General features: G+C 60.9%; 34 protein-coding genes and 2 pseudogenes. 21 read left to right on the forward strand and 15 right to left on the reverse strand.

Annotation, left to right across the window (positions count from 1 at the left end):
• Window positions 1–5: 5 nt before the first annotated feature.
• A complete protein-coding gene (locus IQ16_RS35260; RefSeq protein ID WP_011082892.1) occupies window positions 6–779 on the reverse strand; it encodes a class I SAM-dependent methyltransferase in 774 nt (257 codons plus the stop codon).
• A 434-nt stretch (window positions 780–1,213) separates the two neighbouring features.
• Between IQ16_RS35260 and IQ16_RS35265 the strand changes: the two genes are divergently transcribed.
• Complete coding sequence (locus tag IQ16_RS35265) at window positions 1,214–1,420, forward strand: cold-shock protein (RefSeq protein WP_014490275.1); 207 nt, start codon at window positions 1,214–1,216, stop codon at window positions 1,418–1,420.
• 31 nt (window positions 1,421–1,451) lie between these two features.
• Here the strand turns inward: IQ16_RS35265 and IQ16_RS35270 are convergent, their stop codons facing one another.
• Window positions 1,452–1,793 (reverse strand): hypothetical protein, encoded by a 342-nt coding sequence (locus IQ16_RS35270; RefSeq protein WP_011082890.1) that lies wholly within the window; start codon window positions 1,791–1,793, stop codon window positions 1,452–1,454.
• 707 nt (window positions 1,794–2,500) lie between these two features.
• Here IQ16_RS35270 and IQ16_RS35280 point away from each other — a divergent pair.
• Window positions 2,501–2,827 carry a DUF736 domain-containing protein gene (locus IQ16_RS35280; RefSeq protein ID WP_011084751.1) on the forward strand — a complete coding sequence of 109 codons (327 nt, stop codon included), beginning with the start codon at window positions 2,501–2,503 and terminating at the stop codon, window positions 2,825–2,827.
• A gap of 116 nt (window positions 2,828–2,943) precedes the next feature.
• Here IQ16_RS35280 and IQ16_RS35285 read toward each other — a convergent pair whose 3' ends face one another.
• Window positions 2,944–3,354, reverse strand: a complete 411-nt coding sequence (locus IQ16_RS35285; RefSeq protein WP_011082888.1) for a hypothetical protein — start codon at window positions 3,352–3,354, stop codon at window positions 2,944–2,946.
• A gap of 163 nt (window positions 3,355–3,517) precedes the next feature.
• Window positions 3,518–3,751 (reverse strand): helix-turn-helix domain-containing protein, encoded by a 234-nt coding sequence (locus IQ16_RS35290; protein ID WP_016841283.1) that lies wholly within the window; start codon window positions 3,749–3,751, stop codon window positions 3,518–3,520.
• 231 nt (window positions 3,752–3,982) lie between these two features.
• Here IQ16_RS35290 and IQ16_RS35295 point away from each other — a divergent pair, with 231 nt between their 5' ends.
• From IQ16_RS35295 to IQ16_RS35370, 16 genes and pseudogenes are all read left to right on the forward strand, one after another.
• Window positions 3,983–4,246 carry a hypothetical protein gene (locus IQ16_RS35295; protein WP_011082886.1) on the forward strand — a complete coding sequence of 88 codons (264 nt, stop codon included), beginning with the start codon at window positions 3,983–3,985 and terminating at the stop codon, window positions 4,244–4,246.
• A 119-nt stretch (window positions 4,247–4,365) separates the two neighbouring features.
• A complete protein-coding gene (locus IQ16_RS45985; protein WP_014490272.1) occupies window positions 4,366–4,575 on the forward strand; it encodes a transcriptional regulator domain-containing protein in 210 nt (69 codons plus the stop codon).
• Between the two features lie 61 nt (window positions 4,576–4,636).
• On the forward strand, window positions 4,637–5,152 hold the full coding sequence (locus tag IQ16_RS35300; protein ID WP_014490271.1) for a DUF2285 domain-containing protein: 516 nt from the start codon (window positions 4,637–4,639) through the stop codon (window positions 5,150–5,152).
• Between the two features lie 203 nt (window positions 5,153–5,355).
• On the forward strand, window positions 5,356–5,607 hold the full coding sequence (locus IQ16_RS35305; RefSeq protein WP_014490270.1) for a helix-turn-helix transcriptional regulator: 252 nt from the start codon (window positions 5,356–5,358) through the stop codon (window positions 5,605–5,607).
• Window positions 5,608–5,620: 13 nt separating this feature from the next.
• Window positions 5,621–6,736 (forward strand): replication initiator protein A, encoded by a 1,116-nt coding sequence (locus IQ16_RS35310; RefSeq protein WP_014490269.1) that lies wholly within the window; start codon window positions 5,621–5,623, stop codon window positions 6,734–6,736.
• The gene (gene parA, locus IQ16_RS35315) at window positions 6,733–7,371 is read left to right on the forward strand and encodes a ParA family partition ATPase (protein WP_011082882.1); all 639 of its coding nucleotides are present in this window, start codon (window positions 6,733–6,735) and stop codon (window positions 7,369–7,371) included. Before IQ16_RS35310 ends, parA begins: the two co-directional genes overlap by 4 nt.
• On the forward strand, window positions 7,368–7,634 hold the full coding sequence (locus tag IQ16_RS35320; RefSeq protein ID WP_011082881.1) for a ribbon-helix-helix protein: 267 nt from the start codon (window positions 7,368–7,370) through the stop codon (window positions 7,632–7,634). Before parA ends, IQ16_RS35320 begins: the two co-directional genes overlap by 4 nt.
• On the forward strand, window positions 7,621–8,139 hold the full coding sequence (locus IQ16_RS35325; RefSeq protein WP_011082880.1) for a DUF2840 domain-containing protein: 519 nt from the start codon (window positions 7,621–7,623) through the stop codon (window positions 8,137–8,139). Before IQ16_RS35320 ends, IQ16_RS35325 begins: the two co-directional genes overlap by 14 nt.
• On the forward strand, window positions 8,136–8,681 hold the full coding sequence (locus IQ16_RS35330) for a S26 family signal peptidase (RefSeq protein ID WP_011082879.1): 546 nt from the start codon (window positions 8,136–8,138) through the stop codon (window positions 8,679–8,681). Before IQ16_RS35325 ends, IQ16_RS35330 begins: the two co-directional genes overlap by 4 nt.
• A gap of 34 nt (window positions 8,682–8,715) precedes the next feature.
• Window positions 8,716–9,051, forward strand: coding sequence for a DUF736 domain-containing protein (locus tag IQ16_RS35335; protein ID WP_011082878.1), 336 nt, complete (start codon window positions 8,716–8,718; stop codon window positions 9,049–9,051).
• 4 nt (window positions 9,052–9,055) lie between these two features.
• Window positions 9,056–9,964: a lytic transglycosylase domain-containing protein gene (locus tag IQ16_RS35340; RefSeq protein ID WP_011082877.1), complete on the forward strand. Its 909-nt coding sequence runs from the start codon at window positions 9,056–9,058 to the stop codon at window positions 9,962–9,964.
• Window positions 9,965–10,432: 468 nt separating this feature from the next.
• A complete protein-coding gene (locus tag IQ16_RS35345; RefSeq protein WP_018269524.1) occupies window positions 10,433–12,172 on the forward strand; it encodes a relaxase/mobilization nuclease domain-containing protein in 1,740 nt (579 codons plus the stop codon).
• Between the two features lie 41 nt (window positions 12,173–12,213).
• The gene (locus IQ16_RS35350; protein WP_018269525.1) at window positions 12,214–14,196 is read left to right on the forward strand and encodes a conjugal transfer protein TraG; all 1,983 of its coding nucleotides are present in this window, start codon (window positions 12,214–12,216) and stop codon (window positions 14,194–14,196) included.
• 7 nt (window positions 14,197–14,203) lie between these two features.
• The gene (locus tag IQ16_RS35355; RefSeq protein ID WP_011082874.1) at window positions 14,204–14,644 is read left to right on the forward strand and encodes a ribbon-helix-helix protein, CopG family; all 441 of its coding nucleotides are present in this window, start codon (window positions 14,204–14,206) and stop codon (window positions 14,642–14,644) included.
• A pseudogene (locus IQ16_RS46775) lies at window positions 14,641–14,742 on the forward strand (P-type conjugative transfer ATPase TrbB); the annotation flags it as partial. The gene IQ16_RS35355 and the pseudogene IQ16_RS46775, both read left to right, overlap by 4 nt.
• 536 nt (window positions 14,743–15,278) lie before the next feature.
• A complete protein-coding gene (locus tag IQ16_RS35370) occupies window positions 15,279–15,674 on the forward strand; it encodes a GFA family protein (protein WP_014490264.1) in 396 nt (131 codons plus the stop codon).
• Window positions 15,675–16,002: 328 nt separating this feature from the next.
• Here IQ16_RS35370 and IQ16_RS46780 read toward each other — a convergent pair whose 3' ends face one another.
• Window positions 16,003–16,242, reverse strand: a complete 240-nt coding sequence (locus tag IQ16_RS46780; RefSeq protein WP_011082871.1) for an AAA family ATPase — start codon at window positions 16,240–16,242, stop codon at window positions 16,003–16,005.
• Window positions 16,243–16,408: 166 nt separating this feature from the next.
• On the opposite strand from IQ16_RS46780, the gene IQ16_RS47370 reads away from it, so the two are divergent.
• Window positions 16,409–16,531, forward strand: a complete 123-nt coding sequence (locus tag IQ16_RS47370; RefSeq protein WP_256379488.1) for a hypothetical protein — start codon at window positions 16,409–16,411, stop codon at window positions 16,529–16,531.
• A 109-nt stretch (window positions 16,532–16,640) separates the two neighbouring features.
• Here IQ16_RS47370 and IQ16_RS35380 read toward each other — a convergent pair whose 3' ends face one another.
• From IQ16_RS35380 to tnpA, 5 genes are all read right to left on the reverse strand, one after another.
• Window positions 16,641–16,922, reverse strand: a complete 282-nt coding sequence (locus tag IQ16_RS35380; protein WP_011082870.1) for a helix-turn-helix domain-containing protein — start codon at window positions 16,920–16,922, stop codon at window positions 16,641–16,643.
• Between the two features lie 257 nt (window positions 16,923–17,179).
• Entirely contained in the window at window positions 17,180–17,536 is a 357-nt protein-coding gene (locus IQ16_RS35385) for an ABC transporter permease subunit (RefSeq protein WP_011082869.1), read from the reverse strand.
• Window positions 17,537–17,548: 12 nt separating this feature from the next.
• Window positions 17,549–17,851, reverse strand: a complete 303-nt coding sequence (locus IQ16_RS35390) for a transporter substrate-binding domain-containing protein (protein ID WP_014490263.1) — start codon at window positions 17,849–17,851, stop codon at window positions 17,549–17,551.
• Window positions 17,838–18,194: an IS66 family insertion sequence element accessory protein TnpB gene (gene tnpB, locus IQ16_RS35395; RefSeq protein ID WP_011082867.1), complete on the reverse strand. Its 357-nt coding sequence runs from the start codon at window positions 18,192–18,194 to the stop codon at window positions 17,838–17,840. The genes IQ16_RS35390 and tnpB overlap by 14 nt, the downstream gene beginning before the upstream one ends.
• Entirely contained in the window at window positions 18,191–18,616 is a 426-nt protein-coding gene (gene tnpA / locus IQ16_RS35400) for an IS66-like element accessory protein TnpA (protein WP_011082866.1), read from the reverse strand. The genes tnpB and tnpA overlap by 4 nt, the downstream gene beginning before the upstream one ends.
• Before the next feature lie 78 nt (window positions 18,617–18,694).
• On the opposite strand from tnpA, the pseudogene IQ16_RS46785 reads away from it, so the two are divergent.
• Window positions 18,695–18,849, forward strand: a pseudogene (locus tag IQ16_RS46785) (TrbI/VirB10 family protein); the annotation flags it as partial.
• A gap of 179 nt (window positions 18,850–19,028) precedes the next feature.
• On the opposite strand, the gene IQ16_RS35410 reads toward IQ16_RS46785, so the two are convergent.
• On the reverse strand, window positions 19,029–19,262 hold the full coding sequence (locus IQ16_RS35410) for a polysaccharide deacetylase family protein (protein ID WP_011082865.1): 234 nt from the start codon (window positions 19,260–19,262) through the stop codon (window positions 19,029–19,031).
• Between the two features lie 294 nt (window positions 19,263–19,556).
• Between IQ16_RS35410 and IQ16_RS35415 the strand changes: the two genes are divergently transcribed.
• On the forward strand, window positions 19,557–19,742 hold the full coding sequence (locus tag IQ16_RS35415; RefSeq protein WP_011082864.1) for a hypothetical protein: 186 nt from the start codon (window positions 19,557–19,559) through the stop codon (window positions 19,740–19,742).
• Between the two features lie 82 nt (window positions 19,743–19,824).
• On the opposite strand, the gene IQ16_RS35420 is transcribed toward IQ16_RS35415, so the two are convergent.
• The 4 genes from IQ16_RS35420 to IQ16_RS35435 all read right to left on the reverse strand — a co-directional run bounded on the left by IQ16_RS35420 (window position 19,825) and on the right by IQ16_RS35435 (window position 23,027).
• A complete protein-coding gene (locus IQ16_RS35420) occupies window positions 19,825–20,193 on the reverse strand; it encodes a recombinase family protein (RefSeq protein ID WP_223153802.1) in 369 nt (122 codons plus the stop codon).
• 6 nt (window positions 20,194–20,199) lie between these two features.
• A complete protein-coding gene (locus IQ16_RS35425; protein WP_244635995.1) occupies window positions 20,200–21,708 on the reverse strand; it encodes a recombinase family protein in 1,509 nt (502 codons plus the stop codon).
• Between the two features lie 92 nt (window positions 21,709–21,800).
• Entirely contained in the window at window positions 21,801–22,088 is a 288-nt protein-coding gene (locus tag IQ16_RS35430; RefSeq protein ID WP_011082861.1) for a hypothetical protein, read from the reverse strand.
• A 96-nt stretch (window positions 22,089–22,184) separates the two neighbouring features.
• Window positions 22,185–23,027, reverse strand: a complete 843-nt coding sequence (locus IQ16_RS35435) for an acetoacetate decarboxylase family protein (protein ID WP_011082860.1) — start codon at window positions 23,025–23,027, stop codon at window positions 22,185–22,187.
• Window positions 23,028–23,628 lie beyond the last annotated feature (601 nt).

A 23,628-nucleotide genomic window follows, 5' to 3' on the forward strand; every position in this document is an offset into this window, starting at 1 on the left:
GGAACCTAATCCGGCCGGATATCACGAAGGCTTCGAAGCTTACCGCCGATCGATGTGGACGCAGATACAATCAGCATCATGGGGCGTTCGAGTTCTTCGGCCAATTGCGGCATCTGCTGGATCTGCTCGCGTGTTGGGGCAAACTCCTCGATCCGCCGAATTTGAAGGCCTGCGCCGATCAGCGTATTCAAGGTAGTGCCAAGTGTCCTGTGGTATTTCAGAACGCCCTTGGCAAACCAGTCCGTCCGACGTTCGCCCTCGACGGAATATCGATTGACCGGCCAGGTTTTGCGGCCCTCCTCATCGGAAATCCAGTGCGGATGTGCCGCGGCCATGAAGATCGGATGCTCAATCGTAAAGACGAAATGCCCGTCAGGAACGAGCGTTTTGCGGATCACATGTACGAGACGGCCAAAGTCCTGAACATAGTGAAAGGTCAGTGCGCTGTAGGCGAGGTCGAAAGCCGCCTCAGGGAGGTCCAGTGTGTCGAGATCGGCGATGCGATACTCAATGGCCGTATCCGCTGTGTCCGCCCTGGCACGCTCGATCATGTTCTGCGACAGATCGAGACCCAGAACCGAGGCCGCGCCCTGCTCGCGCATCCAGCGCGAGGCCCAGCCGAAGCCACATCCGAGATCAACGACACGTTTCCCGACCAAATCGGGCAGCATGGCCCGGATCGCCGGCCATTCAGGAGCGCCGTCCAGCCCATGCACCTGCCGGGGCAATTGGCTGTAGCCAGCGAAGAAATCGGGATTGTCGTAGATATTCTGCGCCATATCTGCCTGCTATTCGGCTTTTCGCTCTGTGCCGCTCCGGATGATTCTTACGCATCCAAGTCGAATTGTCGCAGTGGGCTGCGCCATTTGACGAGCCTATCCGGTCAAGCTGCTTCTCGCGCCGGAAACGAAAAACCCCGGCATGAAAGCCGGGGCTCCCGTGATGCCACGACGTACATCCGGCCGCGACAAGCAGGCGACAGTTAGCACGGAGTTTTCGAAGAAAATGTGACCTTCGCCTCGTCGTTCTTGAATGCCGGCCGATTTCAGCGTGCTCGTTCATTTCATCGAGTGGGGCACTCTATTTCTTCTGTCCAAGACCTACGAACGGGCGGGACAACGGATCCCATCGAGCCGCTTTCGCGCGGAGACTTGCGATCGGCTCGTTCAATGATTTAGATGGGAAGGTGTTTTTTCTTTTTGGAGCAAATGACGTGGCGTTAGGGACTGTTAAGTGGTTCAACCCGACCAAAGGCTATGGGTTCATTGCGCCGGACGACGGTGGCAACGATGTTTTCGTGCACATCTCGGCGGTAGAGAAGGCCGGCTATACCTCGCTTGTTGAAGGCGCGAAGGTCAGCTACGAGCTGGTGATGAACCGCAGCGGCAAACAAGCCGCAGAAAATCTCCGCCTAGGATAAGGCGCAGCTCGACGTCCTGGCATACTTTGAGCTAGCCTGAATCTCGTGGTTTTGAGACCTTTGGAAGATATCCTAGTTGGCGCTCGAGGGCGGCCAAAGTCGAGTGGGCTGAATCCAAACGTGCGGTCGCCTCAGTTAGGTTGGCCCACGCTTCGTTCTGCCGCGAGACAGCTGCCGAGCCGATCTTAATGCTATTCTTAAGACACCGCGTGTCTTGGCTGCGTAAGGCGCGCCCCAATTCAGGCAGTATCCTGGTCACCGCTCGATGCGCGGAACGTTCTTTTCGCTCCAGGCGGCCGACCACGGCGAAGGCCTCACGATAGTTCCATATCGCTTCGATGGCTCTGTTTTCAAGATCGCTTTTGTCGCTCATCCGGTTCTCTTCTCACTCGAGCTCTTAGCGGTCATCATTTGCGCGAGATCCTCCTCTGGGTCCGCGCGGCGAATTGTCGTAACCCCTGTAGGGGCGGGAAGGCCTGGCGCAAGCCGGCAGCGTCCATTGGAAGGGGCTGACTCGATCAGACATCCAGCGTGCTCGCATTCTAGTCTGTGAGCTTCACACAGAGCGGCCAAGCATCGAGACACGACCGATCATCGCAGAGTGGCAGTTTCGTGGCAGTCGTTGTGCGGCATCGACCAAACGGTGACGGATCACAACTACGGCCAGCCGCTCTCGTGAATGGGGCGTGCTGCCGACGCGCGATCGCGGAAGCGGAGATCCGTCCGTCTCGATTACAGAGGGCTAAGCAGCATTGGATTCGTTGGGCCAGCTCTCTCGGTGGGCTCCCAAATCGCCACGTTCTCCTTGATGTCAGCTCTGTTTGGATCGAGCGCACCAACGGCCTCTTCGATGGATGGATCTGGCCGAAGGACGGCTGAAGCCTCGACCGCCTTTGGCGCAACAGCGGCGTCACAACTTTCTTCCCCTGCCGGCTGCGCCGCCATTCCTCGCGCGAGACAAGAAAGTTCCTCCTTTGCTGTCCAGCCCCTTCGGGGTGCGCCGTCGATCGCCTCCGGCCTGTCGATCACCATCGAGGCCGCAAGGTGCGGGCTCGAAAACAGAGATCAAGGAGAACTACCATGGCGACCATCGGCACCTTCAAGAAGACCGGCAACAACGAGTTCAACGGCGAGATCGTCACTCTCTCGCTCCAGGCGAGGAACGTCCGCATCGTCCCCGAAACCAGCCGCTCGGGCGACAACGCCCCCAGCCACCGGATCTATGTCGGCCGGGTCGAGATCGGGGCCGCCTGGTCCAAGCGCTCCAACGAAGGCCGCGATTATCTCGGCCTCAAGCTCGACGATCCGAGCTTCACCGCCCCGATCTTCGCCAACCTCTTCGCCGATGAAGAGGGCGAGGGCTTCAGCCTGATCTGGTCTCGCCCCAACCGTCGCAACGGCGACTGAGCCGATCCGCAATGCCCCGCCCGGCTGGCCCGGGCGGGGCACCGCCACGCTGAGGAAGCGCGAAGGCACCTCGTTTGCCGTGACGGCGCAAGCGGCAAGGGCGTAACCGATGCCGATCAGCGGCCGCGTGCCGATTTGATTGGACGTCTTTGGTTGGCCTCGATCACGCTCTCGACGATGTCTTCCCAGTCCGGACAAATGGCGACGAGACGATCCAGCACTGTGGGATCCCGTTCGATCTGGCCAAGCGCCTGAGCGCGCCACTGGTCGTTGAAACTAATGCTCATCAGTCCCAGGCATTCGACAACCGAACTGTCGGGGAGCAAGTGCTCCATCGTTGCCGTCACTATGCCGGTCCACTGTTGGATCAGATGCCACGGCTCCGCCTCGCGCCGCGCCTCCAACTTCTCTCCGAGCAGGCCAATCAGCGCAAAGAACCGCGTTGGCCAAGGTTGCGGCCTGAGTTCCGTGACCAGAGCATCCACTGTCTCGCGAATGTCGGCTGGCAAGTGCTCGTACAGAGTCATGAGGCCTACTCCATCTCCCCAGCATGCTCGTCCGTTTCTGAACTAGGCATGCGCTTTGGAGACAGATCAGATTTACGTAAAGCCGACTATCAACTTATGCGTGAGGCAATGCGGAGTTGATTCACGACGTGCCGGTGTTGCGGTGGGGCACAAAATTGTCGCGTCATCGAGCCCGATGGGAATGAACCGTCGTTCGCTTGACGAGATCGGTTGCTTCGACGCCGAGCGCCTCCGCGATTCGGCCAAGCACGGTCACGCTGGCCGACACATCTGCGCGTTCAATTGCGCCGACGTAACGGACGCTTAGTCCAGCGCCATCGGCCAACTCTTCCTGCGTCATTTTCTTCACATGACGTATCCGACGCAGATTGACCGCCATGACCTCCTTGAGATCCATGGCAACAAGGGAACTCACATCGGAATGATCGTTCCAGGAACGATCGTTCCGATTCGTGCGTCACTGTGCTATTCATATCGTCTGGCTAGGCCCTGGTGTGCCGCTTCCGGGGAGCGCCGCGATGCGATCTGCGCATCACGGCACAATTCGAGTGTGACGATTTCCCAGCTTGCAAAGTTCTGGAGCTTAGATGAATTCTAATCGCTGCATCAATGCTGAGGGGCAATTGCAATGAACGGCGCGCCATTCCAGGACCGGCCGCCAATAACGGATCGCGTCAACGCCTATGACGAGAAACATCTTGCTATCTACGTTCGGTTGTTGATGGCCGAAGAGGAGGGCGCCGACTGGCGCGAGGTGGTCAGCGTGATCTTCGGCCTCGACCCCACGCGCGAACCAGATCGTGCCAAAAATGTCCATGATAGCCATCTCGCCCGCGCGCGATGGATGGTGGAAGCCGGATATCAGGGCCTTTTGGAACCGCGGATGCAGTGATTTGCGCCCCAATCACGCAAATTGCGATCTCGCGTGATGCAACCTCCGGGTCTGGTCTCTTGTAGCGTCTTTAGGGATCGTGGTGCGGGGCACAGAACAAAAAGACGAGAAGACAGACCATGCCGACCCAGTACTGGCGCTCGCCGGAGACCATCGAACGCCTGAATCGTCTTGAGCGCCCGGGTTTTGCCCTCGAATTCCTTCGTCGCAATGCCGACTACCGCCGCGACTTCGCCCGCACTGAGCGACAGATCGCGCGCGGCGAATCCGATCCCAACACCATCCGAACCAGTTTCGCACGTCGATGGAGGTTGCGGTGTCGCCCATGACCCCGCCTCTCCGGTTTGGCCCGAACCAGCCATTTGGCTGCCCGAGGCATCACCGGGAACATTGATCCTGACGCCCGCGCCGCCGGACTTCGAGACCGTTCATTCGATTGATCGCAACGCTTTCGGACTGTCGATCGTCGGGCGGACAGATGCTGACGGTCGCGAGCTGGTTGTCGCCGACGGCTCGGGTGAGCTCCATGTCAGTTTGCGCGACGAGCAGGCCGCGCGCCGTCCCGCCGTGCTTGTGCCGCTCGACGGCATGGGCGAACTGCGGGCCGACGTGGCGCTACACTTCGTGCGTCGCCTCAGCGGCCAGCGCACCGGTCTTCTCCCGGCGGCGCTGCGGCTGACGTCGTTTCAGAAACGGCGACTGATTCAGCTCCTGCACGCCTTCGACGTCCACGACCTGGGTGGCGGCCCGCGAGACGTGGCAGCGAAGGTGCTCGCCTCCGACCACGCTCAGCGCCGCTCGGTCGAGTGGAAGGATTCTCATGCCCGCCGCAAGGCGAACCGGCTCATTCACGATTCAATCGCTTTGGTCGAGCGCGGCTATCTGAAACTTCTACGCGGCCTCTGATCGGCTCCCCGATTCCTTCAAGCCATCGACCTGATGAGTTAGTTGCGCCCCGGTAGTACGCCTGGCTTCGCCTGGTTGCGACGATGGGGGGACACAAACGTACGTCAATTTTCGTCCACCCCCAACGCCTGAACTCTCCGCCACTCTGGCCCGGACATGCCGCGACTTGGCCGCGGCACTTCGAGGCAAGACGGAGATCTCCCATGCTCGACAGGCCTGCGCAACTCGCCACCCGTTACGTGCGCACCCCCGAGGCCGCGCGCCTCCTCGGCATCTCGCCGCGCACGCTTGAAAAATATCGCTGCCATGGCAATGGCCCGACTTTTCGCAAGCTCGGCGGCCGCGTTGTCTACGCCATCGGCGATCTCGAAGCCTGGGCCGATCAGGCCGCCTGCAGCTCAACGTCGGATCCGCGCTACCTCGAAGCGCGCGCCGCCGGCAACGCGCATCGCTAAGGCAACGCTCGTCATGTCGTCGCGTCGCCTCATCACACCCAGCGAGCGAAGCAAGCTCGACCCGTTCGTTGTCGCCACCGGTGATGCCAGCCCGCGTGATCAACGCGACCTGATGGAGCGCCCGTTCTTTTCGCTCGCCAAGGCCAAGCGAACAAGACCGATCCTCTACCAGACCGGCGACGTGTGTGTCGAAGTCTATGCAGTTCCTGAGCACGGTATGGCGACCATTTGGGATGCCGACGTGCTGATTTGGGCGGCGAGCCAGATTGTCGAGGCCGAGAACCTCGGTCTGAAGACCTCGCGCTTCCTGCGCTTCACACCCTACCAGCTTCTGACCGCAGTCGGCCGGCAGACCGGCGCCCGCGACTACAAGCTCTTGAAGGGGGCATTGGCCCGCCTGCAGGCGACCGTCATCCGCACCAGCATCCGGCAGGGGGAGCATTGGCGGCGCCACCAGTTCTCATGGATCAACGAATGGGAGGAATGCGCGACGCGCGACGGTCGGGTGCAGGGAATGGAATTCGTCCTTCCCGACTGGCTCTATCGCGGCGTCATCGATCGCTCACTCGTTCTCACGATCGATCCGGCCTATTTCAGCCTGACTGGTGGGATCGAGCGCTGGCTCTACCGCGTCGCGCGCAAGCATGCTGGCCGCCAGCCGAGAGGTTGGCTGTTCGAGGTCGCACACCTCCATGAGAAATCCGGCAGCCTCGCCAAGCCTGCAGACTTCGCCTTTGATCTCCGCCGGATCGCGGCACGTCAACCGCTGCCAGGCTACTGCCTGAGCATCGAACGCAGGGAACGCCGAGAGCTATTGCGCATCCTGCCATCGAAGTCATTCACAGCTCCTGTGGACGGCGCTGTGAATCAGCTCGGGACTTCGGGCGTTCACACTATCGGGACTCCGGGCGTGCCGGTATCGGGATTCCGGGAGTGCAAACCACAGCTAACGCTTTGGCCAGGAAACACGATCGCCTGCCCTAACTTAGAGTCTAACTTAGAATCTAACTGTTGTAGTGGGGCCGCGCGTCTTGCGGATAACACCGACATCCGCGCTCAGCCGCCAACCGAGCACCCAAGCCAACCATCTCTGCCGCTTTCAGGTCGCAAGACGGGAGGCATGCGATGATCGTCGCCGTGCTCAACCAGAAAGGCGGTGTCGGCAAGACCACGCTCGCCCTGCACCTCGCCGGCGTATGGGCGCTGCGCGGAAAGCGCGTGACGCTGATCGACGCTGACCCCCAGGGCTCCGCATTGGACTGGTCGCAGCAGCGTGCGCGGGAGAATGTCGCACGGCTATTCGGCGTCGTTGGCCTCGCGCGCGATACGCTCCACCGCGAGGCGCCGGAAATCGCACGCACCGCCGATCATGTCGTCATTGACGGACCGCCGCGCGTCGCGGGACTGATGCGTTCGGCGCTGCTGGCGGCGGATCTCGTGTTGATCCCCGTGCAGCCGTCGCCATTCGACGGCTGGGCCTCGGCCGAGATGCTCGCTCTGCTGCGAGAGGCTCGCATCTATCGTCCGCAGCTTCCTGCTCGCTTTGTGCTCAACCGCTGCGGCGCGCGCACGATCATCGCCCGCGAGACTGCCGAAACTCTCGCCGACCACGATCCGCCGGTGCTCGCCAGCACCATCGGCCAACGCGTTGTCTTCGCCGACGCCGCTCAGTCCGGACGGCTCGTCTTCGAGTTCGTCGAGCAGAGCGCCGCCGCCCGCGAGATCGCCGCGCTCGCGGCAGAAGTTGCGAGGTTCGCGCCATGAGCGACCGCTCTATCAAACGCGGCTTCGCCTCGCGTCCGGGCGATGCCGAGAGCTGGATCAAAGCCAGTGATACGCCGCCACGCAGCGTGAATGATGCTGCCGCATTCACCGCGCGCCTGACGATTGACGTCACGCCCACGCTGCGCGGCCGCATCAAGGTCGCCGCGTTCCAGCGCGGCGTGACCGTCGCCGACATGCTGCGCGAATTGCTGGCGCGAGAGTTCCCCGCTGACGCCCCGGAGAACCGTCATGAACGACAATGAAGCCTTGCCGCCGCGTGCAGTGCCGCCCTCGCATCGACGGGATGTCGCGCTCACCCATGTCGAGCTGACCTGGATCGAGAAGCGGATCGAGCACTGGCTGCGCTTCGGCCGCCGCGCGGAGGAGAAGATTCTCGACCGTCGCCGCAGCATCTCGAGCTTTGAGCCGGGCAGCATCTTCGGCTTCGTCCGCTGGGCATCGAACGACTATGGCACCGTGGTGTCGCGCATGGACATCGTGCGTGCCGTGGAAGCCGGGCAGCGCTATCAGACGCTGCCCTTCGTCCGCCCCGGTGGCGAAATCCTGCTGCGCGTTGATAGCTGGCCGAAGGTCGAGCGCGTGTTGCAGGCCATCGACGCCATCGAGGCGCTCTCCATCGATCCGGCTGACGCCGCACCCGAATACTGGCGGCATCTCCACAACCGTCTCGCCGCCGACCATGTGCCGCGCGCCTACACGCGCGAGCAGCATATCGCCTGGCTCAAGCGCCGGAGCGTCACGCCATGACCCGCTTCGGCTATCTCATGTTGACCTACCTTGCGGCGCTGGTCGCCGGCGCCCTGGCCCTCGTTCATCCTGCGCCGCGGCTGATTTGGAACGCTACCGCGAGCACGCCAATAGGGCTCTACGCGCTGCATCCGCTCGGAGAGCTGCGCGACTTGGAACTGGTCGCGGTACGGCTGCCGGAACCGATCGCCAGCTTCCTTGCCGATGGCGGCTTTCTTCCAAAAGGTCTGCCGCTGCTGAAGCGTGTGATGGCGCTGCCCGGGCAAACCGTGTGCCGGTCGGGCGATGCCATCACGGTCGATGCTGTCGATGTCGGCGCCGCACACGAGCACGATCATCGCGGCCGTCCGCTGCCGCGTTGGAGCGGTTGCCATACCCTCGAACCGGGCGAGGTCTTTCTCATGAACCCGACCGTCCCAGACAGCCTGGACGGCCGCTATTTCGGCGCGCTCCCCGTCAGCTCGATCGTCGCGCGCGCAGTCCCGCTTTGGACGGACGAAGCCGCCGACGGCCGTTTCGTCTGGCGCGCCGCCACTCATTGACCCGTTTCCAACCCAGCAACCCAGGAGCTTTCCCATGGCACAAATCGGCCAGTTCACGCGCGATAAGTCCGGCTTCACCGGTCGCGTTGAAACGCTGTTCTTCGAGCGGATTCTCACCCTCGTCCCGGCCGAATCCTCGGATGCCGAGAACGCGCCGGACTACCGTATCCGCCTCGGCGATGCCGATGGCCCGGAGATCGGCGCAGGTTGGAAGCGGACCGGCGAGAAGGCCGGCGATTACGTTTCGCTCGTCATCGACGACCCGGCGCTGCCGCGGCCGATCCGCGCAAATCTCTTCCAGTCGGGCAACGACAAAGCGGCCTGGACGCTGAACTGGAATCGTCAGCCCCAACGCGCCGAGCGGGACTGATTGCATGCAGGATCCTGTCGCGCGTGCCGCCAACCAGGCGCATCAACGGTCCACCCCCTTGTTCGGGGAAAAGCCCTCTCATAACTCGGGTCCACGCAACCGTCGGGCGGCCGCCACGCACAGCGGCGGTCAAACCGGTGGTCCGTGCGCACCGCCGGTAGGCAGCAAGACGCCTCGCCATGATGGCGGAGACAGGGCGAGCCTTGCCGTTCTCCTCCTTACCGGCCTGCTGGTGATTGGCGGGCCAACGGCAGCAGTGTCCGGGCAGAGAGCACCGGCACGAAGTCAACCGGCGAGCGATCACTACGCATCTCATGTGGCAGAGGCCGCGCAGCGCTTTGGCATTCCGGCTGCATGGATACGAGCCGTCATGCGGGTCGAGAGCAATGGCGATCGGCGTGCCGTCTCACCCAAAGGCGCACTCGGCCTGATGCAACTCATGCCCAAGACTTGGGCGGACATGCGCGCGCGCTATGGTCTCGGGCGCGATCCCTTCGATCCCCGTGACAACATCCTCGCCGGCGCCGCCTTTCTTCGCGAACTGCACGACCGTTACGGCTCGCCGGGCTTTCTCGCGGCCTATAATGCAGGTCCCGGCCGCTACGAGGAGTTTCGGGATAGACACCGTCCACTGCCCGCGGAGACGACAGCCTATGTCGCGGCCATCGTCCCTTTTGTCGACGCGGAGGGAGCGCCAGGACCTCTTCTCCTCGCGGCTTCTTCTCGTTCATCCTGGACGCGGGCGCCGCTGTTCTTCGACCACGCTGACGGGCCGTCCCCTGGCGCGCGAGCGGCGCTCGATCAACCCGCGCACGGCGGCTCAGTCGGCACTACGGTGCACGATATTTCGGCGATTGCGCCGCAGTCGGAGGGCCTGTTCGTCGCGCTCTCGGCCATGGGGCGATCGCAATGACTGCACGGCATCTTCAACGTCAATGCGCGGATCGCGGTACGTCTGCAGGCACCCTTGTTGCGGCGGCTGCACATCGGGCAGCTCGCGATATCAGCTGTCAGTTTCCAGGTTCGCTGGCGCCCCTTGACGAACATTCGGTTTGCATTCGAAACGCTGCAACACAGTCATACGGGCGATGCCTTCGGCCCGCGCTCTACTCGTCGCTTCGCTCCTCACCGAGCCACCCTACGGGTGTCTCGGCCCTTCGCGTAACGATCGCTATCGCAAACACTCGCAAACAGTGGGGGCTTCCGCGAGTACCGACCGAACGATGGCGAGATAAAAGGCCGCAATGTGCGGCTCGGTCGGTTGGTTGTTTGTGCTGCTATTTTTCCTCGGGTCCGCAATGTGCGGCTTCGGCGCGCAATGTGCGCTCGACTATCAACCCGTTGCAGGGATTCTGCATTCCGCACATTGTCGAGGCTGGCCATGGCTGAAGACAGCGATTTTCAACCACGGCCCGGCCGCATCCGCTCCTCGAGGAGCCAGCGGGCCAAGCCCTTCATCGCCCAGGCGCTTGCCGCCGCTCAACGCGCTGGCGGCGGCATTTCGCGAGCCGGCCAGCTCGTCAGCCACCGTCATTCGCGCTTCGGCCGCGGCCGAGCCGCCAGCGTGCGGGCAAACCGTCTGCTCACCGGCCGCTCGCGTCTGGTGACCATCAAGACCCGGGTCGTCCGGCACAGGGCGAGGTCGGCGCCGCTCGCGACGCATCTCGGCTATCTCCGGCGCGAAGGCGTGACCCGGGACGGGGAGAAGGCCCACCTGTTCGGCCCGGGCACCGAGGATGCCGATCCCAAGGCCTTCGCCGAGCGCTGTCAGAATGACCGCCACCATTTCCGCTTCATCGTCTCCCCCGAGGACGCGCCTGACATGGCCGACCTCAAGGGTTTCGCCCGCGAATTGGTCGGCCAGATGGAAGTGGATCTGGGTACCAAGCTCGACTGGGTGGGGGTCGATCACTGGAACACCCAGCACCCCCACGTCCACATCATCGTGCGCGGCGTCGCAGAGGACGGCCAAGACCTCGTCATCTCCCGCGACTACATCAAGGAAGGGATGCGCGCCCGCGCCCAGGACCTGGTCACCCAGGAACTTGGACTGCGCTCCGATCTCGACATTCGTCGCTCGCTCGAGAGCCAGATCGGAGCCGAGCGCTGGACGCAGCTCGATCGCCAGCTTGTTCGCGATGCAAACCAGCACGGTGTTATCGACCTTGCGCCGCGTCCCGAGCAGCAGCCCGATCAATTCCATGCGTTGAAGGTTGGCCGGCTGCGACACTTGGAAAGTCTTGGCCTCGCTCATCAACTCGGGCCCGGCCAATGGTCCATGGACGAGGCCGCCGAAACGACCTTGCGCGAGCTCGGCGAACGCGGCGACATCATCAAGCGTATCCACCGCAGCTTGACCGAACGCGGCATCGAGCGCGGGAGCGCGAGTTACGTGTTATCAGGCGAAAATCTTGACGTCCCCGTCATCGGGCGTCTCGTTGATCGCGGTCTCGACGACGAGCTCAAGGCGACCGCCTATGCCGTGGTCGACGGGGTCGACGGCCGCACCCACCACATCCGGCTGCCCGACCTCGACGCTGCCGGCGACAGCGCGCCAGGCTCAATCGTCGAGCTTCGCAAATTCGATGACGCAAGAGGGCAGCGTCGCGTGGCGCTTGCCGTCCGCTCCGATCTCTCGATCGAAGCGCAGGTGACCGCGAGCGGCGCGACATGGCTCGATCGGCAGGCCGTCGCGCGCGACCCTGTGGCGCTTGGCCAGGGCGGCTTCGGCGCCGAGGTCCGCGACGCTATGGAACGGCGGCCCGAGCAGCTCATCGGGCAGGGGCTCGCCGAACGCCAGGCGCGTGGACTGGTGTTCGCGAAAAACCTTATCGGCACGCTGCGCCGTCGGGAGTTAGAGGATCTCGGCAAGCAGCTCGCCGCCGAGACCGGTCAGCCGTTCAACCCGTCGGCTAGCGGCGAGTATGTGGCAGGCACCTATCGGCAGCGCTTCGCGCTCGCCTCCGGCCGCTTCGCCATGATCGACGACGGTCTCGGCTTCCAGCTCGTGCCTTGGACGCCCTCACTCGATAAACAGCTCGGCCGGCATGTCTCTGGCGTCGCGCGCGCGGATGGCGGCATCGATTGGGGTTTTGGGCGCAACCGGGGGCTCGGCTTGTGAGTGATCCTTCCAATCACCGACGTCAGGAGAGGGCGGCCGCCATGTCGGCGACCAAGATTCTTTGGGGGCAGGTCATCATGGTCTTCGGCATCGTCCTGCTCACGATCTGGGCCGCGACGGAATGGACGGCTTGGCGCCTCGGCTTTCAGCCGCAGCTCGGGCAGCCCTGGTTCGAGCTGCTCCATTTTCCGTTCTACCTTCCGCCTGCCTTCTTCTGGTGGTGGTATGCCTACGATGCTTACGCGCCCTCAATCTTCACCGAGGGCGCCTTCATCGCGGCATCCGGCGGCATCATCGCTGCGGCGGTCGCGATCGGTATGTCGGTCTGGCGCGCCCGCGAAGCGAAGAATGCCGAGACTTATGGGTCCGCGCGGTGGGCGAAGGCAAAGGAGATCGAGCAGGCTGGATTGCTTGGACCCGACGGCGTGGTGCTCGGCCGGTTCGAGCGCACCTATCTTCGCCATGATGGACCGGAGCATGTCCTGTGCTTCGCACCCACGCGATCGGGCAAGGGCGTCGGCCTCGTCATCCCTTCGCTCTTGACGTGGCCGGGCTCGGCTATCGTCCACGACCTCAAGGGGGAGAACTGGCAGCTCACTGCCGGCTTTCGCGCCCGACACGGCCGTGTCCTTCTGTTCGATCCGACCAACGCGAAGTCGTCGGCCTATAACCCGTTGCTCGAGGTGCGCCGCGGCGAGTGGGAGGTGCGCGACGTCCAGAACATTGCCGACATTCTGGTCGACCCGGAGGGCAGCCTCGAGAAGCGGAACCATTGGGAGAAAACCAGTCACGCCCTGCTGGTCGGCGCGATCCTCCACGTCCTCTATGCCGAGGAAGACAAGACGCTCGCCGGTGTCGCAGCCTTCTTGTCCGATCCCAAGCGGCCCATTGAGACGACGCTTGCCGCAATGATGCGAACCGCGCATCTCGGCGAGGCCGGTGTTCATCCCGTCGTCGCGTCCGCTGCCCGCGAGTTGCTGAACAAGTCCGGCAACGAACGCTCCGGTGTCTTGAGCACCGCCATGTCGTTCCTGGGCCTTTACCGAGATCCCGTGGTGGCGGAGGTGACGCGGTGCTGCGACTGGCGGATTACCGATATCGTTGGCGGAGAGCGAGCGACCACGCTGTACCTTGTCGTGCCGCCCTCCGACATCAATCGCACCAAGCCGCTGATCCGTCTGATCCTCAACCAGATAGGCCGCCGCTTGACCGAGGATCTGCAAGCCAAGGCCGGCCGGCGCCGGCTCCTCCTGATGCTCGACGAATTCCCGGCGCTCGGCCGGCTCGACTTCTTCGAGTCTGCGCTGGCCTTCATGGCCGGATACGGCATCAAGAGTTTCCTGATTGCTCAGTCGCTGAACCAGATCGAGAAGGCCTACGGGCCCAACAACTCGATCCTTGACAACTGCCACGTCCGGGTCAGCTTTGCGACCAACGACGAGCGCACCGCAAAGCGCGTGAGCGACGCGCTCGGCACGGCGACCGAGATGAAGGCGATGAAGAACTATGCCGGCAGCCGGCTGGCGCCTTGGCTGGGCCACCTCATGGTGTCGCGGTCCGAGACCGCCCGCCCGCTGCTCACGCCCGGCGAGATGATGCAGCTCCCGCCCTCCGACGAGATCGTCATGATGTCGGGCCTCCATCCGATTCGGGCGAAGAAGGCGCGCTATTACGAAGATAGACGTTTCCAGGAGCGCATCATGGCGCCGCCGATGCTGACGAAATCCAATGGCGGCCGGTTGGACGATTGGAGCTCAAGGCCATTGCCGCCGCGCCCAAGGGCATTGGAGACGTTGAACGACGACCAGACGGATGACGAAGATCCAAAGGCCGCCGACCGCAGGCAGCAGCCGGAACTCGATCGAGACACGGTGGAGAATAAGGAACCACTCGAGAACGAGTTCGCTTCGGACCTCGTGGATGAGCTCGATGAAGATGTCCCGCGGATCAGGCGCATGAACGACATGATGCAGGGCGTGGCGCGCCAAGCCTCCCTCGATCCCGGCGACGATCTCGGATTGTGAGGTAGCCATGATCGGGACAAAAAAGAAGGCTCAGCTGTCGGTCTATCTCGATCCTGATGTCATGAAGGCGCTATCGGCCTACGCCGCCCGGCGCGAGCAGTCGCTGTCGCTTATCGCGGAAGCCGCGATCGCTTCCTTTCTGTCGCCGGACGCCGATGAACGGCGAGAGGCTGCTACTGCCAAGCGTCTTGACCAGATCGACCGCCGGATCGCGCGCCTTGAGCGGGATGTCGGGATTTCGGTCGAGACTATCGCTCTCTTCATCCGCTTCTGGCTCACGACAACACCATCACTCCCCGAACCCGCCGCCAAGGCCGCGAGAGCACAGGCCGGAGCGCGTTATGATAATTTCCTTGCCGCATTGGGCCGCCGGCTCAATCAAGGGCCGAAACTGCGGCAAGAAATCCCGGAGGATGCCCAGCAGACTGACTCGTCCCCAGGCGAGTGATGCTCAACCCCGACGGTCGGCTCTGGATCGATTGGCTGTCTGGCGGGTTGGAGGATAGCGGACGAACGATGTCCGCCGCCGACGGCGAGCGGATCGTGGACCATCCAAAAAGTGTTAGGCGACCCGCGTGCTCAACTGCGAAATGCATGCCCTCCCCTGGATCAACTCGATCAGAGGCGACCCCCTGGCCCCGTATGCGACCGTCTGATGCGAGCTATATCCCTCGACGGCCTGCCAGGATCGACTGCGACCTAGCGAGTGATGTCAACGGGATGAGGGGGGATCCTGTGTTTGCGACAATTGTACAAGCGTTGCCAAGATTGCCTCAGTCGAAGACACGGATAGTGTTCGCACATTCACGCTCGATTTCCCAGACTGGTTAACCAATGACCTCGCCATTGAAGCGGGCGTATCTTTAGACGGTGTGTGTCTCAAGGCGACGACTGGCATTTCTTCCACCCGAGTTCTTCTCGACTCCAATCGAGCGAGTAAGCCAGGAGCCAATCAGCGCGCCGCGCCCGTGACTTGCTGGCGGAGTTGCGGCTATTATGTGTTTGCGAACAGGATCAACGAGATTTTGTCAGGCCCCATCCGTTGATCTATCTTCGGTCGGGCTTCTAGAGACAAACCGCCGATGATGAAGACGTACACCGGCTCGTGTCACTGCGGCACCGTCCGTTTCGAGATCGACGCCGATATCGACCATGTGCGGGTTTGCGACTGCTCTATCTGCTCGAAGCGTGGCGCGCTGATTTATCGCGTCGCCGAGGGCGACTTCCGGCTCCTGACGCCCCTCCAGGAGTTGTCGGTCTATCGCTGGGGTTTATTCACTGCGGCTGACTATTTTTGCCCGGTTTGCGGTATTTTGCCGTTCCGCAAACCAAGCCAGCCCACCGCAGCAGAACGCGAAGCCGGCATTCGGCCGTTCGACGGATGGGCAGTGAACGTGCGTTGCCTGAAGGACTTCGATCCGTTTTCAGTGCCCGTTCGGCAGATTCACGGCAGCAGGCTGACAATTGATTCGCCATAGCGGCCCTTGCCATGGACTTTCCGTTCGACTGCACGTGTTTATAATTGGTGATGTTCGTTGGACGTCGGCACTCAAAGAACGAAATCGGCCCTTTCCACCACGCTGAGTTTGGGAGTAGTGCCACTTCATAGCCGAGCATCGGGAAAACCTTCAGAAGATGCTCGTTTTCGACAGGCATCCTCGAAATCATGACGCGTCTCTTGATCGGTCGCGTGGATGGCCGGCCAAGGCGGAAGCGATGAACACGCGTCGATGATAGTGGCGTGCCTGTCCGAGTTCCTTGTCGCCGGCTCGCCTGTCACGCGTTCGAGACCCGCTGCGGCGTCGATCAGGCCGCGATCGAATAAACCCAGCCGTCGAACGCACTCGCTCGCGTCAGGTTTTCAAGGGAAAGATCAAACGCACTGTGCAGGCGCGCTTCAATACCTGTCCCGGGCAACGCGGGAACGCCCGACTCCAATTCCTTCCTTACGACCGGGCGTCCAGGCTCATCTATCGTCGCGTAGCCGCGTCGGCCGAGTTCGGTCAGCAGCGTGGACTTCCCACAGCCGGGGCATCCCGAGATCACGGCGAATCGATCAGATATTCTTCAAGCTCAATTGGCGCTCCAATAGACTTGCCTGATGAGGCGTAATCTCCGCGCCTTTGCGCCTCCGGACACATCACACGTGGACTACGAAAGATCGCCCCAGTGGGGATGAACCCGGTTGCCGTGGTCAATCGGCTGCGTACAAATGGTTGAAAAAGTCGAGGCAATTGCGATTATCGAAGTCTCCTCTTCCGATGCGACCGCGCCCGCCAATGCATTTCGCGAACCTGCATCCGGCAACCAGTCGTCACTCACTCCCGTGCTGTGAAACGCACTCCAATTTAATCACAGCCCTGTTCGGCCGGCAAAGAAGGCTTGTCGGGCGAAATTGGTGTTCTAAGTCCCTCAATTGGCTACGTAGAAGCCGTTGAAATTCGCTATTTTTTCTTGCGACGTGGACCCGCTGGCTTGCGGCTTTTAGGCAAGGTCTTCGGAGACCTAGCACCTTTGGGCGGCAGAACAAAGAACTCGGACAACTGCACGTCCAGCGTTTCGGCGATGCGGTCGAGAAGATCAATCGTCGGGTTCTTCGATTGCCGCTCAAGACTACTCATGTAGGAGCGGTCGATCCCGGCCTTCCAAGCCAATTGCTCCTGCGAGATACCCCGATTCACGCGAATCCGACGCACATTCCAGGCTACAATCGCACGAGTTTTCATACGTCAACTCATGCCATGGTGCTAGGCCTCAAAACACTGGCTATAATCCCGCTATTATTTCTTGGTCGGTGTTCCTCGACGTGATCTAGCCTCAAACGCGGCCGGGACCGTGATCGATGCACGTGGGCAGTCGGCGTCCCACGCGCTTCGCACGATGCCCGCGGCTTAGGATGTCGACAGTGTATCGGGGTATTTCGCCTCTAAGCTTTGGCCTATCTCCGAAAAAGCGCTCAAGACCGCATCGATCTGATCCCGTCCTATTCCAGCGTAGATGACCAACCGTACGTATCGATCGCCATAAGGGACGACAAGCACGCCCAATCCCGCTTCACCCAGCGTCCAAGATTTGAGGGCAGGAGCTCCGGAAAGACGTAGAACCACAGGAACATCTGGATCAGCAATGGCACGTTCCGAAAGAGAGCTGTGTAGACGAAGCCTATTCCACGCACCGCTCTCGATCGAGCAGTGCGGGCTGTACCGACTAAGGTTCCGATCGCAAGCGCTAGGAGGAAGCTCACCACCGCCATGACTATTGTGAGACGCAGACCTTCCAGCAGCCATCCAAGCTGCGGCTGCTGGAAGAGAATACTCCAGTTCCAATTGTAGGAGAGCATTCGACCCAGCCGCTATTGAGGGACTGCTTGCGCTTGCAAAACGGTCTCGAGCTTCTCGCTCAGTGGAATTCCAAATTGGTCAAACCACTTGTGGTAGAGAGATGTTATCTCTCCCGAGCGAAAGAGCTCGGCCAGCGTCTTGTTGACAGCCAAGCGAAACGCAGAGTCGTCACGGCGCATCATTAACCCGTACGGCTCGAAGGAGAGCGGGCGGCCGACGACCTCCAGACGGTCGCGAGCCGGCTTTTGTCGCAAAGTGTAGAGGATCGCGTCGTCCGAACAAAACGCGTCGGCGCGATCGCTATCGACAGCCAAGAGTCCTTCTGAAAAATTCGAGATGTTTAGGATTTTCACGTTTGGGACCTTTAGTTTCTGGACCCATCTGCGCCGCCGAGATCGATACTGCGCCGTCCGACGCCGAAGGCCATATGAACTTGCCGCGATCCAGGCGCTTGGCGTAGAGCGACATGCCCAGCCCGTCATGCCAGAGGATCTTGACCAGATCGCCGCGGCGACCCCGGAAGATGTAGAGATCGCCAGCATGAGGATCGCGCTTCAGGCTCTCCTGGACCGCAAGCGCCAGGCTTTGCATCCCGCGGCGCATGTCGGTGTGGCCGGTGGCGATCCAGACCCTGACGCCGCTCGGGATCGGGATCATCGCCGTCTCAGAAGCTCAAGAACCCGCTGCAGCGCCTCCGCGTCCACGTCCCGGTCAACGCGCACGCGACAGCCGCCCCCAAGCTCGATCTCGATAATGCCGGCCCGTGCACGTTGCGCAGGCGGTGAAGACACCGGTTGTGGCGCGCCACTCGAGATCGGAGCCGCCGCAGGCGTCATCTCAACCGGAACAAGCACCGGCGCGGCATCCCCGCTCAACTTGCCTTCCCGCGCCAACCGGCGCCACGTGAACAATTGGCTTGTCGACAGCCCGTTACGTCGTGCCGTGACCGACACCAGACGTGGCCCGCCATAGCTCTCGGTGACGATTCGCTGCTTTTCTTCCAATGTCCAACGACGTCGAGCGCCTGTCGAGACGACTTCAAGTCGGGAAACCTTCGGCATAGGCATATGGTCAGTCATACGCCTATGTCTTCATCCTCCATCAAACCGCACAAGGCGGTCCTCCCCGGAGCGATACGTCGTCTATGCCGAGTCGCTGGACGACCTAGCAGCATCAGCCAGACTGGCCAGCAGATCTGCAGCGCCAGCTCAACATCCAGCCGACGCTGACCATCCGGCCAGGTTTCCCCGTGCGGGTCATCGTTACCCGCGATTTGGTATTGGCACCCTACGGCAAGGGAGGAACGCCATGACGAAGCTCAAACTCGGTCCGCTACGCGACATCCCGGTCTGGCGTATCTTGATCCATCATGCGTTGCCGAACGCGGCCGTGCCATATTGACGGTGCTCGGGTTGCTTGTTGGGGGAGTGGTCACGGGCTCAATCCTTGTTGAGACGGTGTTTTCGTGGCCCGGGATGGGCAATCTGCTTATCACGTCGATCGGCAGCTGTGGTGCGCTACGGTGTGGCCCTGGGCGGCCATACGCCGCACGAGCTCGGGAAATTCCGCCGAGGATCGGCCCACCAGAAAGAACGTGGCTCGCGCGCATTCCTGTGCGAGCGCAGCCAACACCTTATCCGTGTTCGGCGGCCGCGGTCCGTCATCGAAGGTGAGGACGACTTCATAGTCCGCCATCTGCGAGTTCGGTTTGATTCTACGCTTCATCGCGCGATTCAAACACGGTGCACCTTTGTGTGTCGATATAATTAATGACTCAATACGTGTTATACAAAAGAATACAACTTAAACGTTGACATGGCCGAATGGTATTTCCTATCGTCGCATCCAGAAAACCTCGTACGGCAGGCGTAAGCCATCTTGCGCGCCGGCAGTTTGCCGAAGGCGTAACTGACGATCGTAGAGCGCTCCGTAGGGAGCGCTCTACGTATTTGAGCAACGCGGCCGGCAAAAGCCGGCATCTGATGGCCCCGGCACGCTCCGAAAAGGTGGTAATAACCCGTGCGAGACCTGATCATCGAAGCCTTTGACAGCGTCATCCGCTGCGAGATCGCGGAAGCAGACGACGTTCGCAAGGAAATCGCCCAGCGCGGCGCCTACTGGGCCGGCGACGAGATATGGAAGCTGGGCCGCCAAGTCGCCGCGCTGCGCAAGCGTATCGCCGAGCTGGAAGAAACCGACGCATGATCTCAGCAGACCGCGAGTATCTGCTCGATGCCCCTCTAGAACCGTGGCTTCAATCGCTTCGAGCGGCACCGTGCGCCGGTTATCACAGAAACCAGTTTCCTTCATGCGCGTGCAGATCGTTTGCCTCAGCAGTCATCCACTGCTCGCGCGGGTTTTCGCGGCTGATGCGCTTGCCGGTCTCCGGGACCTTTATGAACCTTTGGCGGTTCCAGATGATCCGCCCGGCGTACTGAAGGATGCCGTTCAAGCGCTTGCGGCTACCGTCAATGGTCGAGGCGTTCCAGGCGCCGCCACGTGGCCCGGGTACGCCTTTCTTGTTCAAGGCAGTTGCGATGTCGCGTGGCGAGTTGCCGCCTTCAACGGCTTCTTCATCTGCGGTGTTAGACTCACGAAGGCTTTTCCTTGCCGACGCATTCGATGAGGAAGCGTGACAGCGCTTCGAACGTGTCAAATCGGTTTATGGTGCGGCCCTTATAGACTTCCTTTGAGAACCAGAACATGCGACGACTGAAGGTGAGCCACGCCGGGGCATCAAGACATAGTCGAAGATCGCTTCGTTCTTCTCGTCCAGCCGAACCGCGACAACCCATCCCTTCGGCCACCTCACGCGGTATTGCAGCGTCCAGCGCAAGGGCCGGTTTTCATAGTTGCGGCATCTCGCGACCCGAAAGACGACATTCACGACATTGTCGATTCGAAGACATTCAGTCGAAGCATTGAGGGTGGCACTGCGACCAAGTCTCTCGAAGGCGTCTCGAAGGCGAGCAGCATTGCTAAGCTGAAGGGCGGCCCACCGTTGGTGCGACGCGTATTTGTCAAACCATTCTTGATTGCCGTTGTACCCAATAAGACGGTAGATGTTCCGCAGCGCGCCGAAGTGCAAAACATACGATGACATGGACGGCAGTCCCGGACTTGAATTGATAATCGTCTTACTAAGCTTGCCTTTCTTCATCAGGACCTTACGGAGCCGAAGCAACATTTCCTCTTCGGGAATGCTGACGCGCCCCTCACCCATAATCTTTTGCGCGCGCCGGAATGCGTCGCGATGGACGATAGGTTCGATGGCATTCTCTTTTCTGATCCAGAGCTCCCTTGGGTTGCGCGTCACCTTGGCGCCAAGTTTTCTGCTTTTGCGATTGTAGGTCAGAACGCCGATATAAGCTTCGTTCCGGAGGAGGTCACCGACAGCCTTTCCAAGCCACGGTCTTCCCTGGCTATTCAAGATCCCTCGCTGGTTGAGCTCTCGGGCAATGGTGGCCTGCGATTTGTGACGGAGATATTCGTGGAGAATCCAATTCACGATCTCGACTTGATCGGGCGCACCGGGGATGAGCTTGACATGGTCGGTAAGCAAAGATTTGCGCTGGCCGATCGTTAAAATGCCCTTCGGTCTGCATTGATCGTCGACGAGACGTCGTTGGAACGCGTAAGCCGTAGGGCCGCCCATTTTGAAGCCGCGATGCGTCAGCCGGACTGACCCTGCGAAAACTTTGGCGGAGAGTTCCCGACTGAACTCAGCCGCCATCACTCTCTTAATATTCTTCATGATGCTGGCGAGAAGGCTTCCGTCATTGTCGAATTGCTCCGCGCAATAAGCAACCTCGACGCCCGCCCTGCGGCAGATGAACTCGTAGTGCGCGCTCTCGTCAACGTCCTGAAAGCGTCCCCATCGGCTCACGTCGAAGACAAGCAGATGAGCGAAGTCAGCGCGTCCCGATTGCACGTCTTCAACCAGTTCGGTAAGGCCCCCCCGGTTTTCGATTCTGAGGCCGCTTTCTCCCTCGTCACGATAGGTGTGGACGATGGTTAGCTTGTGAAGTTCGGCGTAGGTCGCGATGACCACTGCCTGATTCTCAATCGAGTATTGCTGGTAATCCGTCGACATGCGGACATACTGCGCCGCCCGTCGCGCTTTCTGCGACTGAGGCAGACGTTTCGCGTGTACAACAAGGGTGTTCCCCATGTTGCCTCCCCGCGGCTATATCGCGCCGCGCTGTATTGCGCATCGCAAACCATTTAGGCGCATCATCAAGTCCGCGCCATCGGAAAGTGTATTCAGAAAGAGTCAACTGCTATGTCGTTTTTCTTGAAAGCACGTTGCGGCGGGCGAAGCGAGCTGCAGAGAAATGCGGGTTTGCGCTTTTGGGCCCGTAGCCGACATGTCCGGCGCAGCTCTTTCGTCTGCTTCTGACGAGGCAACCAGCAGGATATCGTCGTTGTCCTTGTCGATGATGTTGAACGCCCATCCATCATGGCTGTGGCGATCGCCACGTCGGCCTTCTTCTCCTTATTGCCGCTATTCTTGTTGTAGACGTGGGTCTTGAAGCCGGCCTTGTCGACCATCTTCCAGAATGAGTCGCCGGGGAGGTGAACCCCACATACCGCCCGTCAGCTGGCAAACCGACAGCGCTGGCAGCAATTTAGGATTGGATGAATTCTTCAAGCTCGTCGATCATCGTTTACCGGGTTTGATTCCTCCGAAAGGATATCAATGGCCTCGAGCCTTGCGTCATACTCCTCGTATGTGCCGAGCAGGGCTTGGCCAACTGTCAAGTTGTGCACGGGATCGATAATCGAGGGGGAGTCGTAAGTTAGGGAGGTTGGTCCAGTAAATAGAACTTCTTCGCCACGCTCGTCGCGTCGCAACGTTCGGTCCGTACACCATTTGACGAGTTGCGTGACCTCTCCCTTCCCGGACTCAATGATGGGCGGCAGCTGCCGAACCGAGTAGAAATTCGTCCGCGCAGAATACATCTGCCGCGAATCCGAGCTCATGCGCTCGTCTGGTTGAGCGGTAAGGGTCAGCAGGCGCTTGCCTTTCGGACGCTCGAGCGTACCCTGAATTAGACCGCCTTCTCTGATCAGTCTAATGTGCGCCAGCTTTTTTGGAGCACCAAGAACCTCTCGTCCCGAGGCGAGAGCTGCATCATTTACCGTCACGTAAATGTAAGGGATGTAGTAGCCAGTCTCGCCGTCGGGATCACGAACTTGAATTCCTGAATAGCACTCCAAGTATGGCCCGACAGTGCTTGAGCGATAGCTCGCGACCCCCACAATGGCGATTGCAGGGTTTGCTGCAGGTGCTAGTTCCTTCGGCAATAAACAATTCGCCTCGTGCCCCACGCTGAACATAAGGTTTATGGCTTGGCAGCCGAGAAACGCACCGCCACGATTTTTGCCCCCATGGTAAAGAGGCGCATCAAGCGGAATGCCTTTGACGTCGGGCATCGCATCCTCCTTGATCTCAGAACAATTCGCGCGGTTGGAGATTGAGCTATTCATCTCACCGCGCCTCTCCGGTTGTTGAAGCGCCCCTGAAGCGACTGTACTGCGCTGGCAGCGATGTGGGTTCGGTAGTCCGTGCGGCACATCGATCCGGTGATAGCGATCTTCGCTACGCGAGGCCGCAGTGCCGTTTCTGCGCCTTGCACCTCAATCCGCCGGATTAAACGATCCGAAAACATCCGACACGCTTGACCTTTTCCATTCTAGAAGCCGGCAGCTGTCCTGTGCTGCCGGATGCGCCTGATTGTGCATCCATTCCGGCGGAGCCTGCTCACCGATGATGACGTCAAGGCGAGTGGGTGATTCCTATTTGTCTATCAGTCGTTATGCAACGTCGATGCCAGGCACCTCGTGCGGTTTATACGGCTCACTGGCTGACGTCAAATTGGGTACGAGTGACCCGACAACTTTCGACCCTTGTTCTGTTGCCTTCCTCGCTTGTCCGATTGACGACGCGATGTCGAAAGCCCGACATGATCAAGTATCCGGACAGAAAGTCGATGAGGCTCTCTCACGAGTTTTCGCAACAGCCTCGATTAAACCAGATCAGCGTAACATTGTCGCTGCGCATGGTCGAAAACGCAGGCCCTGACATCGC

The sequence above is a fragment of the Bradyrhizobium huanghuaihaiense genome (genome assembly GCF_007830635.1).
GTDB classification, from domain to species: domain Bacteria; phylum Pseudomonadota; class Alphaproteobacteria; order Rhizobiales; family Xanthobacteraceae; genus Bradyrhizobium; species Bradyrhizobium huanghuaihaiense.

Excerpts from the sequence above, each read along its gene's own strand:
- IQ16_RS35260 (WP_011082892.1), bottom strand. The coding sequence starts at position 779 with ATGGCGCAGAATATCTACGACAATCCCGATTTCTTCGCTGGCTACAGC.
- IQ16_RS35270 (WP_011082890.1), bottom strand. The coding sequence starts at position 1,793 with ATGAGCGACAAAAGCGATCTTGAAAACAGAGCCATCGAAGCGATATGG.
- IQ16_RS35280 (WP_011084751.1), top strand. The coding sequence starts at position 2,501 with ATGGCGACCATCGGCACCTTCAAGAAGACCGGCAACAACGAGTTCAAC.
- IQ16_RS35285 (WP_011082888.1), bottom strand. The coding sequence starts at position 3,354 with ATGACTCTGTACGAGCACTTGCCAGCCGACATTCGCGAGACAGTGGAT.
- IQ16_RS35290 (WP_016841283.1), bottom strand. The coding sequence starts at position 3,751 with ATGGATCTCAAGGAGGTCATGGCGGTCAATCTGCGTCGGATACGTCAT.
- IQ16_RS35295 (WP_011082886.1), top strand. The coding sequence starts at position 3,983 with ATGAACGGCGCGCCATTCCAGGACCGGCCGCCAATAACGGATCGCGTC.
- IQ16_RS45985 (WP_014490272.1), top strand. The coding sequence starts at position 4,366 with ATGCCGACCCAGTACTGGCGCTCGCCGGAGACCATCGAACGCCTGAAT.
- IQ16_RS35305 (WP_014490270.1), top strand. The coding sequence starts at position 5,356 with ATGCTCGACAGGCCTGCGCAACTCGCCACCCGTTACGTGCGCACCCCC.
- IQ16_RS35310 (WP_014490269.1), top strand. The coding sequence starts at position 5,621 with ATGTCGTCGCGTCGCCTCATCACACCCAGCGAGCGAAGCAAGCTCGAC.
- parA (WP_011082882.1), top strand. The coding sequence starts at position 6,733 with ATGATCGTCGCCGTGCTCAACCAGAAAGGCGGTGTCGGCAAGACCACG.
- IQ16_RS35320 (WP_011082881.1), top strand. The coding sequence starts at position 7,368 with ATGAGCGACCGCTCTATCAAACGCGGCTTCGCCTCGCGTCCGGGCGAT.
- IQ16_RS35325 (WP_011082880.1), top strand. The coding sequence starts at position 7,621 with ATGAACGACAATGAAGCCTTGCCGCCGCGTGCAGTGCCGCCCTCGCAT.
- IQ16_RS35330 (WP_011082879.1), top strand. The coding sequence starts at position 8,136 with ATGACCCGCTTCGGCTATCTCATGTTGACCTACCTTGCGGCGCTGGTC.
- IQ16_RS35335 (WP_011082878.1), top strand. The coding sequence starts at position 8,716 with ATGGCACAAATCGGCCAGTTCACGCGCGATAAGTCCGGCTTCACCGGT.
- IQ16_RS35340 (WP_011082877.1), top strand. The coding sequence starts at position 9,056 with ATGCAGGATCCTGTCGCGCGTGCCGCCAACCAGGCGCATCAACGGTCC.
- IQ16_RS35345 (WP_018269524.1), top strand. The coding sequence starts at position 10,433 with ATGGCTGAAGACAGCGATTTTCAACCACGGCCCGGCCGCATCCGCTCC.
- IQ16_RS35350 (WP_018269525.1), top strand. The coding sequence starts at position 12,214 with ATGTCGGCGACCAAGATTCTTTGGGGGCAGGTCATCATGGTCTTCGGC.
- IQ16_RS35355 (WP_011082874.1), top strand. The coding sequence starts at position 14,204 with ATGATCGGGACAAAAAAGAAGGCTCAGCTGTCGGTCTATCTCGATCCT.
- IQ16_RS35370 (WP_014490264.1), top strand. The coding sequence starts at position 15,279 with ATGATGAAGACGTACACCGGCTCGTGTCACTGCGGCACCGTCCGTTTC.
- IQ16_RS47370 (WP_256379488.1), top strand. The coding sequence starts at position 16,409 with ATGGTTGAAAAAGTCGAGGCAATTGCGATTATCGAAGTCTCCTCTTCC.
- IQ16_RS35380 (WP_011082870.1), bottom strand. The coding sequence starts at position 16,922 with ATGAAAACTCGTGCGATTGTAGCCTGGAATGTGCGTCGGATTCGCGTG.
- IQ16_RS35385 (WP_011082869.1), bottom strand. The coding sequence starts at position 17,536 with ATGCTCTCCTACAATTGGAACTGGAGTATTCTCTTCCAGCAGCCGCAG.
- tnpB (WP_011082867.1), bottom strand. The coding sequence starts at position 18,194 with ATGATCCCGATCCCGAGCGGCGTCAGGGTCTGGATCGCCACCGGCCAC.
- tnpA (WP_011082866.1), bottom strand. The coding sequence starts at position 18,616 with ATGACTGACCATATGCCTATGCCGAAGGTTTCCCGACTTGAAGTCGTC.
- IQ16_RS35410 (WP_011082865.1), bottom strand. The coding sequence starts at position 19,262 with ATGAAGCGTAGAATCAAACCGAACTCGCAGATGGCGGACTATGAAGTC.
- IQ16_RS35425 (WP_244635995.1), bottom strand. The coding sequence starts at position 21,708 with ATGGGGAACACCCTTGTTGTACACGCGAAACGTCTGCCTCAGTCGCAG.
- IQ16_RS35430 (WP_011082861.1), bottom strand. The coding sequence starts at position 22,088 with ATGGTCGACAAGGCCGGCTTCAAGACCCACGTCTACAACAAGAATAGC.
- IQ16_RS35435 (WP_011082860.1), bottom strand. The coding sequence starts at position 23,027 with ATGAATAGCTCAATCTCCAACCGCGCGAATTGTTCTGAGATCAAGGAG.